At 45.0% G+C, this 571-nt stretch carries 1 protein-coding gene and 1 pseudogene; one reads left to right on the forward strand and one right to left on the reverse strand.

Annotation, left to right across the window (positions count from 1 at the left end):
- Positions 1-77 (forward strand): annotated as a pseudogene (locus R7040_RS28655) (pirin family protein); the annotation flags it as partial.
- A gap of 166 nt (positions 78-243) precedes the next feature.
- Here R7040_RS28655 and R7040_RS28660 read toward each other — a convergent pair.
- A partial coding sequence (locus R7040_RS28660) for a DUF6363 domain-containing protein (RefSeq protein ID WP_318097919.1) occupies positions 244-571 on the reverse strand: 328 nt, incomplete at its 5' end.

Raw genomic sequence — 571 nt, forward strand, 5'->3', positions numbered from 1 at the left:
CATTTGTCATGAACAGTATTGAAGAAATTGAACAAGCGATTCAAGACTACAACTCAGGGCTGTTCGAAACCTATTAAAGCGAACGACAGCGAACAGCCAATTTTGACCGATGTCTTAGTATTACGCTGAATGTATTTGAGCCTACTTATTGGGCTCGTAGCGAAGCAAATCGATAATCCACTGCCATCGAGTTTGCGTTAGCCACCTAGATTAACTTGCGTTTAATCGAGGTGGCTTTTTTCTTTACACTGAATTCCAACGTTCTATGGCTTGTTTGCCAGCCTCAATTCCCAGTTCATAAGCTTCTCGCAAAGGTTCTGGTGAGCGGCTTAAGCGTTTTAACTTAAACGTTTCTGGTGGGCACACTTGGATTATCTCAACGCCTGGTGGTGGGTTGTTTATCAGTTCCAATGTTTGGTTGTAACGAACGTCACGTGTCAGCATAGGCTCAATCAGAGCTGGCGTTTCCTTCAGCATACGTTTTGTGATGGCACTGAACTTTGATCTTGGTTTCCGGTAACTGGCGATCTGGCTGCGCAGGACCATGACTTTCGTCGCTCCTCTCTTGATG

The organism is Vibrio sp. 1069 (assembly GCF_033340555.1).